Origin of the sequence: Bradyrhizobium sp. SMVTL-02 (genome assembly GCF_051853005.1) — a bacterium.
In the GTDB taxonomy this organism is placed as follows: Bacteria; Pseudomonadota; Alphaproteobacteria; order Rhizobiales; family Xanthobacteraceae; genus Bradyrhizobium.
Genome location: NZ_CP182469.1, coordinates 6,443,548 through 6,460,885, shown reverse-complemented (window position 1 = coordinate 6,460,885; position 17,338 = coordinate 6,443,548). Strand labels below are relative to the sequence as shown.

At 60.7% G+C, this 17,338-nt stretch carries 16 protein-coding genes and 1 pseudogene; 7 read left to right on the top strand and 10 right to left on the bottom strand.

Annotation, left to right across the window (positions count from 1 at the left end):
* The first annotated feature begins 4 nt into the window (after positions 1 to 4).
* The 3 genes and pseudogenes from ACNJYB_RS30855 to ACNJYB_RS30845 form a co-directional block, all read left to right on the top strand.
* The gene (locus tag ACNJYB_RS30855; RefSeq protein WP_439370315.1) at positions 5 to 1,957 is read left to right on the top strand and encodes an acyl CoA:acetate/3-ketoacid CoA transferase; all 1,953 of its coding nucleotides are present in this window, start codon (positions 5 to 7) and stop codon (positions 1,955 to 1,957) included.
* 387 nt (positions 1,958 to 2,344) lie between these two features.
* Positions 2,345 to 3,181 (top strand): alpha/beta fold hydrolase, encoded by an 837-nt coding sequence (locus ACNJYB_RS30850; protein WP_439370314.1) that lies wholly within the window; start codon positions 2,345 to 2,347, stop codon positions 3,179 to 3,181.
* A 33-nt stretch (positions 3,182 to 3,214) separates the two neighbouring features.
* Positions 3,215 to 3,460 (top strand): annotated as a pseudogene (locus ACNJYB_RS30845) (acetyl-coenzyme A synthetase N-terminal domain-containing protein); the annotation flags it as partial.
* 659 nt (positions 3,461 to 4,119) lie between these two features.
* Here ACNJYB_RS30845 and ACNJYB_RS30840 read toward each other — a convergent pair.
* Positions 4,120 to 4,341 carry a hypothetical protein gene (locus ACNJYB_RS30840; protein WP_439370313.1) on the bottom strand — a complete coding sequence of 74 codons (222 nt, stop codon included), beginning with the start codon at positions 4,339 to 4,341 and terminating at the stop codon, positions 4,120 to 4,122.
* 551 nt (positions 4,342 to 4,892) lie between these two features.
* On the opposite strand from ACNJYB_RS30840, the gene ACNJYB_RS30835 reads away from it, so the two are divergent.
* A complete protein-coding gene (locus ACNJYB_RS30835) occupies positions 4,893 to 5,369 on the top strand; it encodes a DUF3833 family protein (protein ID WP_439370312.1) in 477 nt (158 codons plus the stop codon).
* A gap of 1,177 nt (positions 5,370 to 6,546) precedes the next feature.
* Here ACNJYB_RS30835 and ACNJYB_RS30830 read toward each other — a convergent pair.
* Complete coding sequence (locus ACNJYB_RS30830) at positions 6,547 to 6,843, bottom strand: hypothetical protein (RefSeq protein WP_439370311.1); 297 nt, start codon at positions 6,841 to 6,843, stop codon at positions 6,547 to 6,549.
* A gap of 660 nt (positions 6,844 to 7,503) precedes the next feature.
* Between ACNJYB_RS30830 and ACNJYB_RS30825 the strand changes: the two genes are divergently transcribed.
* Positions 7,504 to 7,737, top strand: coding sequence for a DUF6894 family protein (locus ACNJYB_RS30825; RefSeq protein ID WP_439370310.1), 234 nt, complete (start codon positions 7,504 to 7,506; stop codon positions 7,735 to 7,737).
* A gap of 521 nt (positions 7,738 to 8,258) precedes the next feature.
* Here ACNJYB_RS30825 and ACNJYB_RS30820 read toward each other — a convergent pair.
* From ACNJYB_RS30820 to ACNJYB_RS30785, 8 genes are all read right to left on the bottom strand, one after another.
* A complete protein-coding gene (locus ACNJYB_RS30820; protein ID WP_439370309.1) occupies positions 8,259 to 8,609 on the bottom strand; it encodes a hypothetical protein in 351 nt (116 codons plus the stop codon).
* 193 nt (positions 8,610 to 8,802) lie between these two features.
* A complete protein-coding gene (locus ACNJYB_RS30815) occupies positions 8,803 to 8,961 on the bottom strand; it encodes a curlin repeat-containing protein (RefSeq protein ID WP_439370308.1) in 159 nt (52 codons plus the stop codon).
* A gap of 336 nt (positions 8,962 to 9,297) precedes the next feature.
* Complete coding sequence (locus ACNJYB_RS30810) at positions 9,298 to 10,314, bottom strand: patatin-like phospholipase family protein (RefSeq protein ID WP_439375683.1); 1,017 nt, start codon at positions 10,312 to 10,314, stop codon at positions 9,298 to 9,300.
* 221 nt (positions 10,315 to 10,535) lie between these two features.
* Entirely contained in the window at positions 10,536 to 11,924 is a 1,389-nt protein-coding gene (locus ACNJYB_RS30805; protein ID WP_439370307.1) for an autotransporter domain-containing protein, read from the bottom strand.
* 344 nt (positions 11,925 to 12,268) lie between these two features.
* Positions 12,269 to 12,709, bottom strand: coding sequence for a hypothetical protein (locus tag ACNJYB_RS30800; RefSeq protein ID WP_439370306.1), 441 nt, complete (start codon positions 12,707 to 12,709; stop codon positions 12,269 to 12,271).
* 81 nt (positions 12,710 to 12,790) lie between these two features.
* Positions 12,791 to 12,973: a curlin repeat-containing protein gene (locus tag ACNJYB_RS30795; RefSeq protein ID WP_439370305.1), complete on the bottom strand. Its 183-nt coding sequence runs from the start codon at positions 12,971 to 12,973 to the stop codon at positions 12,791 to 12,793.
* Positions 12,974 to 13,362: 389 nt separating this feature from the next.
* Positions 13,363 to 13,806, bottom strand: coding sequence for a hypothetical protein (locus ACNJYB_RS30790; RefSeq protein ID WP_439370304.1), 444 nt, complete (start codon positions 13,804 to 13,806; stop codon positions 13,363 to 13,365).
* The gene (locus ACNJYB_RS30785; protein WP_439370303.1) at positions 13,803 to 14,678 is read right to left on the bottom strand and encodes a formylglycine-generating enzyme family protein; all 876 of its coding nucleotides are present in this window, start codon (positions 14,676 to 14,678) and stop codon (positions 13,803 to 13,805) included. Before ACNJYB_RS30785 ends, ACNJYB_RS30790 begins: the two co-directional genes overlap by 4 nt.
* Before the next feature lie 66 nt (positions 14,679 to 14,744).
* On the opposite strand from ACNJYB_RS30785, the gene ACNJYB_RS30780 reads away from it, so the two are divergent.
* Both ACNJYB_RS30780 and ACNJYB_RS30775 read left to right on the top strand, forming a co-directional pair.
* A complete protein-coding gene (locus ACNJYB_RS30780; protein ID WP_439370302.1) occupies positions 14,745 to 15,866 on the top strand; it encodes a DUF4399 domain-containing protein in 1,122 nt (373 codons plus the stop codon).
* A 7-nt stretch (positions 15,867 to 15,873) separates the two neighbouring features.
* Complete coding sequence (locus tag ACNJYB_RS30775) at positions 15,874 to 17,184, top strand: caspase family protein (protein WP_439370301.1); 1,311 nt, start codon at positions 15,874 to 15,876, stop codon at positions 17,182 to 17,184.
* Positions 17,185 to 17,338 lie beyond the last annotated feature (154 nt).

Here is a 17,338-nt window from a genome sequence, read left to right as displayed (position 1 = left end):
CGCGATGAACAAGGACAAAATCGTCTCCGCCGACGAGGCGGTCGCAATCATCAGGGATCGCGATACGGTCTGCACGTCCGGCTTCGTCGGCATTGGCACGCCCGATGAGCTCCTGATCGCGCTGGAGAAGCGCTATCGCGAAACCCGGCACCCCGCGGACCTCACTCTCATGTTTGCGGCTGCGCCCGGCGATGCCGGAGACCGCGGCCTCAACCGGCTCGCCCATGACGGCCTGTTGAAGCGCGTGGTCGGCGGCCATTGGGCGCTGGTGCCCAAGCTCGGCGAGCTCGCACTCGCCAACCGGATCGAGGCCTACAATTTGCCGCTCGGCTGCATCTCGCATCTCTATCGCAACATCGCTGCACGCGGCCCCGGCGTGATCTCCAAGGTTGGCCTCAAGACCTTCGTCGATCCCCGCCTGCAAGGCGGCAAGCTCAACGAGAGCACCACCGAGGATCTCGTCGAGCTGATGCGGATCAACGATGAGGAGTGGCTGCGCTACAAATCGTTTCCAATCAATGTGGCGCTGTTGCGCGGCACGACGGCCGATCCCGCCGGCAACATCACCATGGAGCGCGAGGCGCTGACATTGGACAATCTGGCGATGGCGATGGCGGCGAAGAATTCCCGCGGCTTCGTCATCGTGCAGGTCGAGCGCATCGCGGCGAGCAACTCGCTCAACCCCCGCGAGGTGCAGATCCCGGGTATCCTCGTCGATTGCGTCGTGGTCGCCGATTCCGCCAATCACGTCCAGACCTATGGCGCGACCTACAGCCACGCCTTCTCTGGCCGGCAGCGGGTGCCGATGGACCGGGTCAAGCCGCTGGAACTCGACGAGCGCAAGATCATCGCGCGGCGCTGTGCCTTCGAACTGCCGCCGGGCGGCGTCGTCAATCTCGGTATCGGTATGCCCGAGGGCGTCGCGGCGGTTGCTGCCGAAGAGCACATGCTCGAGTTCCTGACGCTCACGGCCGAGCCCGGCATCATTGGGGGCATGCCGCAGGGTGGATTGAATTTTGGGACAGCGCTCAACCCCGATGCGGTGATTCACCAGAACCAGCAGTTCGATTTCTACGACGGCGGTGGGCTCGATCTGGCCTGTCTCGGCATGGCGCAGGCGGATGCTGCCGGAAACGTCAATGTCAGCCGTTTCGGTTCGCGGCTGGCGGGTGCCGGCGGATTCATCAATATCTCGCAGAGCTCCAAGAAGCTGGTTTTTGCAGGTACGTTCACCAGCGGCGGTTTGAAGGTCGCGGTTGAGGACGGCGCACTCCATATCCTGCGCGAAGGCACGACCAAGAAGTTCGTCTCCGCGGTCGAGCAGATCACATTTAGCGGCGATCATGCGGTGGCGACCGGCCAGCCGGTGTTCTATGTCACCGAGCGGTGCGTGTTGCAGCGGACCCCTGCCGGTGTGGAGCTGATCGAGGTGGCGCGCGGCATTGATGTCGATCGCGACGTCCTGGCGCACATGGAATTCGAGCCGCTGGTCCGCAACGTCAAGCCGATGGATCCCCGCATCTTCCGCGACGGACCGATGGGCCTGGATCACATGCTGCTCGGCCGAAGCCTCGCTGACCGGATTGGCTACGATGCCGAGCGCAACACTCTGTTCGTCAATTTCGAGGGCTTCGACGTCAGGACGGTCGAGGACGTGGACCTGGTTCGCCGCGAGGTCGAACGCGCCTGTCGTGCCGTCGGCAAACCGGTGGCGCTCGTCGCCAACTATGACGGCTTCCATTTGGATCCAGCGGTCAGCGACACCTATTTCTCGATGATCGCCTATCTTGAGCAGCGCTATTACAGCTCGGCATCGCGCTACACCACCAGCGCATTCATGCGTCTCAAGCTGGGCGAGGGTCTCGCCGAGCGTCACGTCGCCCCGCACATCTTTGAAACCCGGGCCGAGGCGCAAGCCTTCGCGCGCGGGTTGCGCAAGGAAGAAGCCAGCATCTAACCGAGGAAGCTGATCATCGAGGCGATGTCGAAGGCCGCTCAGCTGAACGGCGGAGGGAGCGGCCGCAATCTCTCATCGCCAGCTGGAAATCCTGCGCGTCACCAGCGAGCAGGTGCGCACGGCGTTTCGTGACATGAAGCCGTCGAGCCAGCAGCAGGGTGAATTCGCCCGCAAGGCACGGATGACCGAGGATTTCGAAAAGATGAGAACGGCGTTTCTCCCGGGCGAAGGCAAGAAGTAGGCGATGTCGGCACGGTCCGTGCCCGTTTGGAGGGCGCGGACCTGCTGATCAGGTTGCAGGGGCACATGTTTGAAGCGGCTAGCAGGCTAATGAGGGACATGGCGGGTGGATCGCCGAAATCCGGGCGACCGGACCGGGAGGGGGTGGTGCTCGGGCTCTCGCCCTCCGGCTTTCACCAATTGGCCTATACCGATTGGGGGCCTCTCGAGGACGAGAGACCGGTCGTTTGCGTGCATGGGCTGACGCGGCAGGGTCGGGATTTCGATCATCTGGCGGAGCAGTTGATGGCTGCCGGACGACGGGTGATTTGCCCGGATCTGCCGGGCCGTGGACGCAGCGGCTGGATAGGCGATCCCGATCATTACGCGCTTCCCCAATATTGCGCAGACATGAACGCCCTGATCGCACGCCTTGGCGTTTCTGAGGTGGACTGGGTCGGAACTTCGCTGGGCGGGTTGATCGGCATGATCATGGCCGGCTTTTCCGGCAGTATCGTTCGCAAGCTCGTCATCAACGATATCGGCCCCTTCGTTTCGTCGACTGGGCTTCAGCGGATCGGCCAGTACATCGACAAGATGCCGGCGCTGTTTGCGACGATTGAAGATGCTGAGACCTACTTTCGAACCGTGCTGGCACCTTATGGTGAGCTGCTCGACGAGCATTGGCGCCATCTCACCACGCACAGCGTCCGTTGGGACGACGTCCGACAGGGATACCTGCTGTTATGCGATCCCAAGATTGCGAAGGGCTTTCGGTTGCCATGGTTTCAACCGCTCAATCTCTGGGCCTATTGGGAGGCGATCAAGGTGCCGATGCTTGTGCTGCGCGGCGCTCGCTCTGACTTGCTCTCATTCGACCTCGCGGCCGAGATGCGAAAGCGCAACCGATTGGCCAATGTTTTTCAGTTCGATGATTGTGGCCACGTGCCTCCGCTGATGGTCCGCGAGCAAATTGATGTGGTCACTCAGTTTTTGCAGGCGTGATGGAACGCAGCCGACTGCGTAGGGGAGGATACGATGGACAACCTGGTCGGAGATACCTCCGAGAAGATCTACGACGTACCTGCCGAGTGGGCGAAGCGCGCCTGGGTCGACAAGGCCAAGTACAAGGAGATGTACGCCCGCTCGATCTCGGACCCGAACGGCTTCTGGGCGGAACACGCCAAGCGCCTCGACTGGATGAAGGCGCCGACGAAAATCGAGAACGTTTCCTTCGCGCCCGGCAATATCTCGATCAAAGGGTTCGAGGACGGCATCCTCAATCGCCTACTGGGGGTCTATGCTCCGCCGAAAGGGCACCCGGGCTGCATCTCCTGTCTCGCGTGGTCGGTCACTTTCGGCAGTCGGACGAGATCCTGTGCGAGTTCAGTGGCGGAGGCTTCGTCGTTATGCGGGTCTTGCAGAAAGGTGTCCCCACCGATGTCAGCTCGTCTTCGATCTCCGCTATGTCAATCTTTCACCGATGTCCAAGCGAGAACCGTTGCGGCTCAACCAAGGAGCCGACTTCGCCCGAACGTGAAGCCAGTCGGTGCGAACCTTCTGGCCACCTCGAGCGCGTGGTTCTCGCTGCATTCCAGCGCGATCTTTTGGGAAAGCATAACATCTCCGACCGGCAGATTGCCACGCGGCATGAAACACAGGCCGCGCATCGGGCGCCCCTTTTCGTCGACCTCGCAGACGTTCGTCGACGCGCCCGCGTAGATCCTATACTTCCTTCCAGTGTCGCCGCCGGTGACCTCGAAGTATCCCTTTTCCGTGAACTGTGCACGCTGGGCCGGCGATAGCCACGCCCGCAAGAGCTGCAGCGAGCGGCCCTCCGGAGTTCGTTCGGCGCCGTGTCTGATGAAGAGAGCCCGAATGGCTCTCGCGCGCCGGCCTTCACGCGGGCGAGATGATCTGAAGCCCAACATAGCGCGGGCCGATCACCCGCCGACCAGCCTAGGGAAGAAGACGGTTTCTTCCGCGTTCGGGTCGAACGATCGCATTTGCGCTACTTGACCCGCACCCGTCCGGACCGCTGCGGTGAAGCCAGCGTCGGTCAATTTGTGGAATCGCCGTTCGGCCTTTGCGAGCTCTCGCGCGTCGTCTGGATTGAAAAAGTGACGGCTATCGCCGGTACTGTCCATCACGATCTGGATCGCCATGATCATCTTCCTCGGAATGATGATGGGCAAGACTTGGTCCAAGTATCCCGCCGAAATCGCGGAGTTTCAAGTCAAGAGATTGCCTCCCCAGCCCAGACCTTTTCTCGGCTTGGCTGGCAAGGATGGCAAGGATGCCGGCGCGGCCACACCGAACCGTATACCGTCGAGCCGCAAAGAGCTTCTGAGTCGGCGTTCCAGCCCGCTAGCTCGTCGGGCCTTTAACTGCCGCCTACGAGGCGCCAAGGCTCCGAGATCAGCCGCTCGATTTAGCCTTTGGTGGCCATCCAATATATTGGTGCGGCCGTCTCCTTTTCGTGACCGCGGTATGCAATGAAGCCGCAATCAATGTTTTGGAGTGACGCGCTGTGTGCCTTGCGATGAGCCCCGAACGCATCTGAAACAGTGAAGGCTGAGCGGTGTTAATCCGACCGTGTAAATCCCAGGGCGTGCGGAGGCTGGTTCAGCGCTCCGAGCCGAGCACGTTCCCGCCAGCTAGGAACCAGACGAGAAAAGGAGATTTATTCGTTAGACGCATTTCGAAGGGTATACCAATGGCGATCGATGCTTTTAGAGGAACAACGCCGCTATTTCTTCCTGAACGTTTTTTCGTAGGGCGGCTCGAAGGTTGGGCAGTACTAGAAAGTCTAGTTGGCGGATTATTGAGGCGCGCAACAATTGCTGGTCACGGCGAACTAGATGCCGATACCGATACAGTGCTGTTCATCGAGGCATATACATTCGACGATGGTCATAGCGATACTCTTCATTGGACGCTCCGAAAGGGTGAGGAAGGCAAGTACACCGGCTTGGAAAACAGACTGGAAGGTGAGGCCATTGGGGAGCAAGGCGGTTGCGCATTCCATTGGAAATACACGCGCGATACGCCGCAAGGGGGCGGTAGATCGTTCAAGCTGAATTTCGACAATTGGTTTTATGGAATCGATGAACGAGCTTGCATAGTCCGCGGCCGTGCTGGCCGTGCTGGTATCCCGTTTGCGACGGCGCACGTTACTTACCGTAAGCTTTAGCCTCCACAGGGAAAATCGACCGCGGGCGGAGGCCGCGCGAAACAGATCAGGCCGGATCGCGCCGCGTTCGAACGGCGCGATGAACATGCCGTCAGGGCGGCCGCGGAGCAGCCGGGCGAGGGTGGTCTTGCGCATCTCGAGCGGCAGCTTGCGCAGGTCCTCGCCGCCGAGCGCTAGGAGATTGAAGGCATAGAGCTGCACCTCGTCGTCGCGCCAGCGCGAGTGCAGCGCATCGAAGTCGGAGACGCCGCCGACGCCGAGCACCACGGCCTCGCCGTCGATGACGCATTGCCGCTTGCGTTGCGCAGCGCGGCCTGGACGATCCAGGGGAGAGCGGTCGGTCCACCAGTTGTGCCCGGTTCCTGGTGATCAGGCGCACGGTGAGGCCGTTGCGCTCGACGCGCAGGCGATAGCTGTCGTACCTGATCTCGTGGAACCGGCCGGGGGCCGTCGGGGACGGCCTTGGCGGAGGTGGGCCAGGCCGAACTTGAATGTGCTGCGCATGAGAACGAGATAGTCACGCGGCCGCGAATATGCGAATCTTGCGCTCGATTTGAGCGTCGGGATTCGTCAGTGAGGCACCGATGACAATTGTATTGCCATACCTTGGAATTGCGGTCTGCTGCTCGCTCACGGTCTGGTTGGTGAGCCTGGTGCTTTAGGACCGGAGCGGAAGCCCAATCCAGCGGCCAAGCTTGCTCTGGATGAAATCCTTCAAGGCATCCGGGGTCTCGTGACCTTCGGCATCAACGCCGCAGGCGAATCGGAACCTGCGAATTCCTCCTCGGATTGCCGCGGTGCCAACATGAAGGAACTAGCCGGCCGCGCAGCCAAGTACGTTCAGGATGATCTCCGATCGATCGAAGATGGGCTGGAACAGCTCCGCCGAACTCGGAAAGAGGACAGGGGGCCTATCATTTGCAAGCACACTGCAAATCCGAGGTACGCCGGTTGCCCAAGAGCTAGTAGCCCGTCGTTGATGCAAGTTGTTGGAGCTGAGCTGGCGTAAAGCCTTGGCTGGCCCAGGACACCTTGGCCTCAACTCCAGCCAGCCCCGAGTTGAGGCTGTCTTTTGGGCGCCCACAGAGACAGCGGGCTCGGCCCCTGTTCCGTTCATTCCCAGAGCAAGGGCGGAGCTGTCGCGGTATTCAACGTGCGGGGCGCCTTAGCTTCACTGTCACTGCTGATCCGGCTTCTTGGCCGGCGGACCGCTCTTGTTCCCAGGCAGCCCCTTGATGTTGGACGTGTCCTGCTGCTGCACCGTCGGATTTTGCTGGTTGGCCGTCGAGCTGGCGCCGACCGTCTCTCCCGGTTTTGCCGCCGGACCATTCTTGTTGCCAGGCTGGCCGGCGATGCCCGCGCCGGAGTTCTGCGCGCTCGGCGCGGACGACACATCAGGCTTGGTCGTCTGGGCAAATCCGGCCGGAGCCGATATCGCCAGTGCGAAGACGAGGGCGCACGCGATGGACCTCATTTGAATGCTCCACTGTGGGTTTCGGAATCGCAGATTGCGATGACTGGAACGTACTGTTGCGGCGTGCGTTCCTCGCTGCCGCGGTCAGTGAAGTCGCTCCCGGTCGATCTGAGGGGCTCCTCAGGCCGACTTCCGTCGTGCCCCTGATGCAGGCTTGGTGACCTTTCGACAGGACCTAAGCCGCGTCTTTAGGGCCGCTAAAGGCCGTCGGAGGGAGCGCTTTCGGAGCTGGTCGGCTGACCGCACCTTCTTCGAGAAGGGGACCAAGTCTCGAAATGACTAGCGGTCGGCGGGCTTCAGTGTGAAAGGCCGGCCCGGCGATATCGGCCTTCGCAGGGCTTCCTCAGTGGAGGGCGGACGGAAGAAACTGAAGATCGCAAAGGTGACGCACAGTAGAGCGTGTGAGAGGCCGCCGAAAAAAAGTCGTAGCGAGCTAGAATGATTTCAGATCAGGCGCCGCCTGCTTCAAGCGGCGGCAAGCAGGCCAAACCCAACGCGTATGACAGACGGCGGCCACGGAGTTTTCCGCTGCGACCATCGTCCTGCGAAGTTGCCAAGCGGCACCGTGTGCGCATGATCACGGAGGATCCCTTGAACGCCTAGTATGACTCCGACATGCAGGGTCGAGCTTGCTCACCCGGATGTCACGAGGAGGCGTACATGGCTCAGATCTATTTCCATTGCACTAACGCTCGCGGCGTATTGATGGATCGTCGCGGCACATTCGTATCCGATCCGATCGAGGCGTGCGAGGAGGCCACCCGCAGGGTGCGATCGCTCGTGACAGGGACCAACCTGGAAGATTGGCGTCAATGGGTCTTGCATGTCAGCGATGAGGCCGGCGACGAGATTTTCGTTCTGCCGTTCGCATTCGTGCTGGGCAAGCCACACTGAGGATGCCATGCGGTCAGCGCAGCGTTCATTCTTGGTTCTTCGTCAGGGCTTGAACGCGATCGCATCGGGGGTCATTCGCCGCGCCTTCGTCGGAGCGATGCTCGCGCAGTCGGATTTCCGGCGCAACCCGCACACCATCTCAAGAGCATCGCGCGGCTCCAAATGGCAAATTCGGGAAAGACCACTTAAGGGTCTTCCCTCCCAGGGTCGTGCAATTCCTCTCTAGCGGACTTTGCGGATTAGACGGAGGAACCGGCGCGTCGGCAGGCGCCGGCATTGTTGTTGGCGTGGTCGTTGTAGCGGTCGTGGACAGTGGCAAAGCGATCGTATCGTCGGCCGAGGCGAGCGTCGGTCCGATCGGGATCGTTGCATGAACGGTCGCCAAATGCATGTGGTGTCTCCCGTTTGACTGGCACGTCAGACTAGGAGAGGTGGGCTCAAGCTCACGTAAAGTACGTCACGCAGAACCCCTCCCAAGTGTCCTTTACGGTCGCGGCAGGCGAGAGGCCTGGTGAGGCCGGTCACATCTTGTTTTGCAGGCCCAGGGCTTTCATCAACCTGTCGAGCGTCTGCTGCGATTGCGGCGAGGCGCCTTTGCGGATCTGCCGGTAGACGTCTGCGTCGGTCGATGGCGGATCACGATCGGCATCACCGTCTGCTGCGCCAGGTGCCGGCGGCGCATCCGGGCGTTTGCCGGCTTCGGCATCGGCTGGATCGCTGGCGCCAGGCTTTGATCGCTGGATGATCATCGCCGAGTTGCCGCCGCTGTATTGCTCAATGCTGGTGTAACCCGGACCGGTCTTGACTTGTTTTTCGGTCTTGGATGGATCGCCGCTCTGGGTGATCGTGGCAGAATTGCTGCCATTGTTCACGGACGTCGTCTCGGCCCGCGCGGACACGCTCGCCCACGCAACCATCAACACGGCAGCAAGCACAACCGATTACGGCAGCAAGCACAACCGATTGTCGCTGAATAGGCTTCATGTGTAGCTCCTCGATGCATGGCGTTGGGCGAGGTTGGAACCCGCCCAATCGCCGTACCGCCGGCCCGATAGGCCAGCGGCGTTACCATTGATGGACGCGGACACGGTTGCCATCGCCGACCTGCATGGCGCCGGCGCTGTTGCTACGGCCATGCTGGCTGGTCCCGGCAAAGTTGCCGTCCCCGAGCTGGAGCTGGCTCGAGCTGTTGCTCGTTCCGGACTGTCGTGCAGTCGCCGACATACCGCTGCCGGCCTGCACGAAGCATAATATTTTCCCTTTTGGATGAAGCCGAACCGCTTGACTGCCGTTCGATGATTTGACGATAGGCCTCGCCGCCTCATGACCCTGTGCCGCAAATCACGCATGGCGGCGGCGAGCGCTTTGCATTCGCATCGCCCGCTACATTCAGCGAGCGGCACTCAATGCGTCGGAACTCGCGCTTCAAAAACCGTGACGTGCACGCAATCGTTCAGAGCTGTACCGCGCGTACTTCTCCGCCGCCGTCGAAAGAGTGGACATGAATGCAACTGCTGAAATCGAAGTGCCGAGAGGTCGGCTGTAGCAACCTGGCTGCGCTCACAAATATCTCGCGTGAATATCGATAGTCGAGCGCGTACCGACATGACAAAAATTCGCCGTGAGCCACTTATCGGCGCAGGAGCGACCTACATCACGCAGGTGGGTAAGGAAATTCCAGTCGGCGTTGTACTTGGAGGCAACTCCGAGGTCTTTCATGAACAATTCTGCCTCGATCCCATGAATCAGCATTGTCTTTACCTCGTCGCCCAGCGCACCTCTCTTGACGAGCTTGTTGGCGAAGGCAATCGCCCGCATCTCTCGCATCAGCGACGAATTGAAACTGATCTCGTTTAGTCGATTCAGTATGTCGCTGGCCGCGCGAGGAATCGCCTCGCGCACGATCGGATTGATATGGATGACGATGACGTCGGTGGACTGGCACTTATAAATGAGCGGGAAAATTGCCGGATTGCCCATGTAGCCGCCGTCCCAATAGGCTTCACCATCGATTTCGATAGCCTGGAACAGCAACGGAAGGCACCCGGAGGCAAGAACGGCCGAGAGTGTCACTTCGTCGTTCTCGAAGATCTTCACTTTTCCGGTTCGCACATTCGTCGCACAAAGGAACAGCTTGACGACATTCTCCCTGCGAAGCCGTTCGAAATCGACTGTCTCCTCGAGCACGTCGCGCAGCGGGTTGTAATTCAATGGGTTGAACTCATAAGGCGACAGAAGCCGCGTCATCATGTCGAAGAATATAAAGGCCGGAGATCTTTCGATCGAACCATATCCCATTAGGCGATCGAACGGGGACGGCTGCAGCGGTCCCCAGGCTGCCGCTTCACTGATGCGCCGCCAAAAGTCCGCAAGACTATGTTTGGCCCCCTCTCGACCGCCGATTGTCAGGCCATGTGCCATGACCGTAGCGTTCATGGCGCCGGCGCTGGTCGCGCAGATTCCCTCGAAGGACATCCGTTCTTCCTCGAGGAGGCGATCTAAAACGCCCCAGGTAAACGCGCCATGCGCGCCGCCGCCTTGTAGAGCGAGGTTGACCGTCTTGCTTGTCGTACTCATCAGCGCCGCGACAAAAACTCCCGTAGCCCAAACGATCGGGCAATCACGCCAACCTAATCCGGCTGCACGAAATCCCAAAGTGCAATCTGGTTGAAGCTGCCCGCCCACAAGGCTGGGAGGTAAATGCATCACAACGCGCCAATCGCAATGCGGCGGCGAAGATCGTTTAGCTAGCAAATAGCTTGGTGGCCTTCCGTACAGGAATTTTCGGATGCGGCGGTTCAGAAGCCGTATCTAAATCCCGCGTTCAACCCGAAACTGTTTGAGCCGTTGTTGGCGACAATTCCCTCGGCCGCGACGTTGACGCCTGCATTGGGTGTGAAGTTATACCCGAGGCCGCCTGACATTCGAACATAAACGTCCCTTATGGGACGCACCGGTGTGAAGGTCGGCACATCGGGCGCCAGCCTGAACCCCGTTTGTAAGATCGGCATGGAATTGCGCAGGTCCTTCTCCACGGTCACGTCAAAGAAGGTATCGGCCGGACCGAACGCGGCGAATTGCGGCTTTAAGCGCAAGCCGCCACTGACCACCGCCGACTGAAGAAACTGATCTGCGACCGTCTGGGTCAGGAATGGATCGCCGGCTTCGGAATAGCCCTTGACGTGAGTGTCAGTGTAGGTGAACCCGCCGATCGGGCCGATCCGCACGGCGCCGAGATCGAACAAGTAACCGGCCTTGATTGCAGCAACCGTTGTATTCGCGTCGGTGTTGGGGGTGATCGGTCCGAAGAACCCGGTGCGAGAGATGTCGAACTGGTTCCAGCCATATGACGCGATCGCATGAACGAACAACGAACTCGTGTCGTAGGCCAGGAAACCCCCCAGATGGAAGGAGTCGAGATCCGTCGAGCCCAGCCCTTGCTTGAGATCTGAAGCGATGTGCGTGTAGCCGAATGTCGGTCCCAACGTCAGATTCGGGGTCACATAAACCTTGCCACCCGCGAGGACGCCGGCCGAATCATAGCTGTAGATGGTCGACCCGAAGGCGTCGGCGTGGTCGCCGTGCCGATAATTGGCTTGCACGAACACCGAAGCTCGACAGGGGAGCGGCGGTGCCTTCACGTACAGAGGCTGATCGACACAGGCCTCCCCACGGCCGGTATCGAGCTGCGACAACAAGTCGCGCGAAAATCCCTGAGCGCTGATTTGAGCCATGCTCGGCAGCGCCGCGGCGGTCTCCGGAGCGAACAGCAGATTCGACGCAATGCGCTCGAGGTATCCAGTTCCGGCCGCAGTGATGGGGGACGCCGCGACCTGAATGACGATCGCCGACGTTTTGTTACCGGCCTGCGCGACGGCGGAGGCGTTAGTCGGCCCAACCTGAATGACGTAGGCGTGGCTGAAATCGCCGACCTGGGTGATGTTTGCAGTGTTGGTGCCGTCGACCTGGATGATCGCGCTGCGGCTATAAAAGCCAGTCTGGTTGACGGTCGCCGTCGGATTCGGCGCCAGCTGGACGATCCCGGCAATGTTCTGCCCGTTCCCGAACGCCTGGTTCAGCACGATCGGTCCGTTCAGGGGCACAAAGCCGAAGCCGGCGTATCGATGAAGCCTGTTTGTGCGCTGGCCGACCCGTCGAACAAGACGACGGCCGCCCAGATCGCACATCCTAGCCCTAGCCTTGCTCGCTTGGCTAAGTTGCCATTCATTGCCGACCCCTGACGAGGATTGCGCCCAGCATCCAGCTGTTCGCATATTACCTGATCCGAAGGGACTGGCTGTTGCTGCCAAGTGACAGCAGTGAAATCTTATGATGCGCGAACGGGATGCCGGTGACCGGTTGCGAAATGCGCGCCGCACGCAAAGCCGAGGCGATCGCCTCAAGGTCCGCGTCCTGCTTTTCCGGTGAGGACGGCTGGAACCGTCACGCAGCGTACCGCATGCGACGAGATTTTAGTACGGCTTGCGCCCACGCGACCACGACGCCGTGCCCGCAACGCCGCCTAGGCCGGTCACATCTTGTTTTGCAGGCCCAGGGCTTTCATCAACCTGTCGAGCGTCTGCTGCGATTGCGGCGAGGCGCCTTTGCGGATCTGCCGGTAGACGTCTGCGTCGGTCGATGGCGGATCACGATCGGCATCACCGTCTGCTGCGCCAGGTGCCGGCGGCGCATCCGGGCGTTTGCCGGCTTCGGCATCGGCTGGATCGCTGGCGCCAGGCTTTGATCGCTGGATGATCATCGCCGAGTTGCCGCCGCTGTATTGCTCAATGCTGGTGTAACCCCGACCGGTCTTGACTTGTTTTTCGGTCTTGGATGGATCGCCGCTCTGGGTGATCGTGGCAGAATTGCTGCCATTGTTCACGGACGTCGTCTCGGCCCGCGCGGACACGCTCGCCCACGCAACCATCAACACGGCAGCAAGCACAACCGATTGTCGCTGAATAGGCTTCATGTGTAGCTCCTCGATGCATGGCGTTGGGCGAGGTTGGAACCCGCCCAATCGCCGTACCGCCGGCCCGATAGGCCAGCGGCGTTACCATTGATGGACTCGGACACGGTTGCCATCGCCAACCTGCATGGCGCCGGCGCTGTTGCTACGGCCATGCTGGCTGGTCCCGGCAAAGTTGCCGTCCCGAGCTGGAGCTGGCTCGAGCTGTTGCTCGTTCCGGACTGTCGTGCAGTCGCCGACATACCGCTGCCGGCCTGCACGAAGCATAATATTTTCCCTTTTGGATGAAGCCGAACCGCGTGACTGCCGTTCGATGATTTGACGATAGGCCTCGCCGCCTCATGACCCTGTGCCGCAAATCACGCATGGCGGCGGCGAGCGCTTTGCATTCGCATCGCCCGCTACATTCAGCGAGCGGCACTCAATGCGTCGGAACTCGCGCTTCAAAAACCGTGACGTGCACGCAATCGTTCAGAGCTGTACCGCGCGTACTTCTCCGCCGCCGTCGAAAGAGTGGACATGAATGCAACTGCTGAAAGGCCAAACTGAACAACGGATCGCGGCGCTCCAAAGTCGCGTGTGATCAGCACACGCGATCAGGACTCAATGCATAGTCGACAATGATCTTTCTCACGGACAATCGTCTTGCGACTTGTTTAGGGACCGCGGCCGACGCGCTCAGACGTCTCGGTCTCGACGGCTTTCCCGATCAGGAGATTGATCGGAATGTCTTGTCCGCTGCGGCAGGTCAGCAGCCCCGAGCCTGATGATCCAGAAGCGACGATGCGGCATTCATCGTCGTCCATGATCAACGTGCCTTCCAGGCGCAGGGACGAAACTTTCAGCTGCATGCGCGCCTGTTTCTGCTCGACACCATTGATGCTACACAGGCCTATGTGCCGCAGCGTGAGCGTCCCCGAATATTCCACTGCGGGGCGCATTGCCGCTTTCGCCAAGCTTCCCGTGATCTCCCACTCCTGGAGATAGCCGATTTTACCACTCGCTGGGTAGGATTGCGCCCAAGCGGTCGGAGTAACGGCAGTCAACACGAGAAGCGCTGCAACGATCGTGCGCATCATTCCCGCGCGCGGCATGATCACGGTAACTCCCGCACGATACGAAAGCCATTGGCGTAATAGCGAACGTCAACGTCGTAGCGAAACCTCGCCGACGATCTGACGTCGCTGGCCCTGCTGAGGAAGTTGCCCCCGCGCAGCACCCGCAGGCGGCAGTCGCCCGACGTCCACGGCGACGCATCCTTCGGCGCATTGCGATAGGAATCGTTCCAGCAATCCTCGACCCATTCCGCAGCATTACCTGAGGTGTCGTAGAGCCCAAAGCCATTTGGCCGGAACGAGCCCGCGGGCACGACCTGTTGCTTGATCGGACTGCCGCAGCCCTCGCACTGCGCATGACGGTCGCCGACGTCCTTGCCCCACCAGAACGGCGTTCGGGTTCCCGCCCGCGCGGCGTATTCCCACTCCGCTTCGCTGGGCAGACGATATTTTTGTCCGGTCCTTTGCGACAGCCAGGCGACAAACAGCTTGGCATCCTCCCAACTGACATTGATCACCGGGCGGTCGCCACGCCCCCAGCCGTGGTCCTCGGGACGCACCCTGCACGCGCCAATGTCGGCGCACTGATCCCATTCTGCGAACGTCACCTCGCGCCGGCCAATGGCGAAGGGCTTGCGAATGCTGACCGTATGCTCGGGCTTCTCGTAGGGCGTGTCATTCGACCCCATCACGAAGTCCCCCGGCGGCACGACCACAAGCTCGGGACAATTGTTGCAATCGCGAAATAGCTCACCCGGATCCGGACTGGCGCTTTGGTCAGCTACCCTGGTGTCGGATGACGCGGATGGCGGGTCGGCAGATGGGCCGTTGCTGAGCCCTCGCTGCGCGCTGGCTGCAGTGCTCGCAAAATCGACGAGTGCCATGAGGAAAAAGGCAGACAAAACGGCGGATTTCATATCGTGATCTCCGGTCGGCTCGAACGATCGGAAGTATGAACACGTCACATTCAAATGTGACATAGCATGCTTCATTCGGCCGCAACCGGCAAGGCGACGCTCGCGCCGTCGGATTTCGGTTTACATTGGGCGGCAAAGGAATATCGTTTCATTCCCCTTCGTTCTAGGCGGATGGGGATCGTCTGTGATGCTTGCAATTATTTCAGATTCTTGCGGCTATTGCGGTCCAAATTGTGGATCCATGTATTGGGAAGATTGCCGATGATGCAACGATTGCTGACATTGGTTCTGGTTCCATTTCTTGCTGGTTTGATGCATTTCCACGTGGTGCAGGCACAGGCGCAGACTGGCGGGCCGACGCAGTCGCCAGCGGGAGCAGCCGTCTATTTCATCGGATTGAAAGACGGCGATACGCTGCCAACCAAGACTACTCTGCATTTCGGCCTGCGTGGCATGGGCGTCGCGCCGGCAGGTTCGGACCGCGCCAATAGCGGTCATCATCATTTGATAATCGACTCGCCAACGCCGCCGCTAAATTCCGAGATTCCAAACGACTTCCAGCACCTGCATTTCGGCGCGGGACAAACCGAGGCAGAGATTTCGCTGACGCCCGGCGAGCACACCTTGCAGCTTGTGTTCGGCGACAAGAATCACGTTCCGCATTCCCCGCCGGTGACCTCCGAGAGGATTAAGGTCAAGGTCACTGACCAGACCGCTCCCGCGGTAGCTCAAGCCACTCCTGCGGCGGTGCAACCCGCGGCCAGCGGACGTCGCCCCGCCCCGAAGGACGCCAAGGTTTATTTCATCTATCCGAAGAACGGCTCTTACATTTCTCCGAACCCAGTCATCCGTTTCGGCCTGTTGAATATGGGCGTCGCACCGGCGGGCTACGATAAGCCCAACACCGGGCATCATCATTTACTTGTCGATGCGGAGTTGCCTCCGCTCGACCAGCCGATCCCGAACGACTTCAACCACCTGCACTTCGGCGCCGGCCAGACCGAAGCGAAGATCACGCTGCCGGTGGGCCAACACAAGCTGCGCCTGCTGTTCGCCGACTTCGCCCACGTACCACAGGACCCGGCGGTGTTCTCCGACGTCATCAACGTCACCGTGACGGAGAGTGGTCAGCCGCCGAGAAAGCGCTCGAAGTACCGCCATCGCTCCTGGCGGAGTTACGGATATTGATGCCGCGATGAAACTGCGCCAACTCTTGATCTACTCCCTCTGCCTTGTCGTCGGCGCGTTGTTCGCCGATGCGGCAGCCGCGGAGCGTCGGGTCGCGCTCGTTGTCGGAAACTCTGCCTATAAGAACGCATCTACGCTGTCCAATACCATCAACGACTCTTCGGCAATCGCGGCACTATTCAGATCGATCGGCTTCGAAGTCGTCATTTCGCGCAACGATCTTGGTGTCGTCGAGTTCAAGCGCACCGTGCGGGAGTTTCTCATCACGGCAGAGAACGCGGATATAGCGGTGGTCTATTACGCCGGCCACGGCATTGAGATCAGCGGCACTAACTATCTCGTACCGGTGGATGCTCGGTTGAGCCGCGACTACGACGTCGATGATGAAGCTATCTCGCTCGACCGCATCATCTGGGCGCTACAACCGGTACGCCGCCTGCGCTTGATCCTCCTCGACGCCTGCCGCGACAACCCCTTTGCAGCCAAGCTGCGCTCGGCAGGCCGCACACCGGCCAGGGGCGGGCTGGCGAAGCTTGATGACGTTGGGGCCGATACGCTGGTCGCCTACGCCGCGAAGGCCGGCTCGATTTCCTATGACGGCGACGGCGTTAACAGTCCCTATGCAATCGCGCTACTTAGACACCTTGCCGAGCCCGGCGTCGACATCCGGATCACGCTTGGCCGTGTCCGCGACGCAGTTATCGCCATGACTGGTGGACGGCAGGAGCCGTTCATTTATGGCTCCCTCGGCGGCGCAACCATCTCCTTGGTGCCGGATACAACAAGAGTTGCGCCGGCGCTACCCGTCGTGGCCGCCCCGGCGCCCCCGTCAGCTTCGGTGCCCAGCCCGTCGAACCCGGCCGTAGTCAGTCCAGCGCCGGTACCGCCAACCGTGAACGCAACGGTTCCAAGGCCGCCGCTTCCGGCGCAGGCGGCGCCCCAGACCGTGGACCCCTGTGTCCGCGACGAAGCGAGGCTGGCGCGTCTTCGCGCCAACCCCGCGCCGGAAGAGATCATCAACTTCCAGCGCGAGGTCGCGTGCACTCGACTGCGGCCGCAAGTGCAGCGCCTGTTCGAAAGCTTTGTTGGCGGTACCGCTCTGCCTTCTGGCGGAAATCCGGCGGCGGAAACGGTTCCGAAACAGCAGGCGCAGAACGAGTCTGTTCGTTCCGAAGACACTTGTAGCCGCGACATGGCGCGTCTGCTGAGCATGCGTGCTGAGCCTACGCTTGAGGCAATCACCAAGTTCGAAAAGGAATTGGGCTGCGAGCGGCTCCGGTCTCAGCTCCGCCGACTGCGCGAGAGCCTCTCTCCTTGATTCTGTACGTCTCGCGCCCCGTCCAACTTGATGTTAAGCCCGGCTCTACCTACGTGCTCAGCTTCTGCCCGCAACCGGAATTCGCCGTTGCGACCTTACGGGCGGCCCGCCATTTGCCAGAGCTCAAAAGCAGGCCTGCTGATCTCCTCGCGTA